Genomic DNA, 947 nt, shown 5'->3' on the forward strand with positions numbered 1-947 from the left:
CCGTGCTGGGCGAAGGCGGCCGCCACCTCGTCGGGTGCAACGGCCGCGCGGGCGCCGAGTTCAAGCGCCAACGCGCGCTTTTCCGGCACCGGATCGATGGCGATCACCGGCTCCGCACCCGCTGCAACGGCCCCGAGCAGGGCGGCAAGGCCGACGCCGCCGAGACCCCAGACGGCCACGCTTTCGCCAGGCCGGACCACGGCCGAATTGAACACCGCGCCAACGCCGGTCAGCACCGCGCAACCGAACAGAGCAGCGATTTCGGCCGGGATATCATCATCAATCACCACGCAGCTGCGCTCATCAATGACGGCATGGCTGGCAAAGGCCGACAGGCCGAGGTGATGGTGCACGGGATGGCCGCAGTCCGACAGGCGGAAGCCACCACCCAGGAGTTCGCCCTTGCCATTGGCCGCTGCGCCATTGCCGCACAGCCATGGCTCACCGGACCAACAGGCGCTGCAGTGCCCGCAGGCCGGCAGGAAGGCCATCACCACGCGCGCGCCCGGCTGCAACCACGCGCCCGGCCCGGCAGCTTCCACCACGGCAACCGCTTCATGGCCCAGCGCCATCGGCATCGGCCGCGGCCGATCGGCGTTCACCACCGACAGGTCGCTGTGACACAGGCCGGCGGCTTCGATGCGCACCAGCAGCTCGCCCGGCCCCGGCGGCGCCAAGTCGAGCGTCTTCAGCGTCAGCGGCCGGCTGGCGGCATAGGGCCGGGCGGCGCCCATGGCATCGAGTACGGCGGCTTTGGTGGTGCTCATGCGTCCAGCCTATCGGGCAAACGCGCTGCCGCCAATGTGGCGCGGGCCAGCGCGGCGGTGGAATCGATCAGCGGCACCGGTACGTCGGCCTGGGCCAGCAGCAATGGAACTTCGGTGCAGGCGGCGATCACCACTTCCGCCCCCGCCGCCGCCAGCCGCGCCGCCTCGCCGGCCAGCGCG

2 protein-coding genes are annotated in these 947 nt (G+C 71.5%); both read right to left on the reverse strand.

Translation table 11 applies throughout. The features are described 5' to 3' along the window. A partial coding sequence (locus GJ693_RS16260; protein ID WP_156257256.1) for an alcohol dehydrogenase catalytic domain-containing protein occupies positions 1-767 on the reverse strand: 767 nt, incomplete at its 3' end. Further along, positions 764-947: aspartate/glutamate racemase family protein (locus tag GJ693_RS16265; protein WP_197042308.1), on the reverse strand; the 184-nt coding region annotated here is incomplete at its 5' end. The genes GJ693_RS16260 and GJ693_RS16265, both read right to left, overlap by 4 nt.

The organism is Sandarakinorhabdus oryzae, assembly GCF_009733735.1.
Lineage (GTDB): Bacteria > Pseudomonadota > Alphaproteobacteria > Sphingomonadales > Sphingomonadaceae > Sandarakinorhabdus > Sandarakinorhabdus oryzae.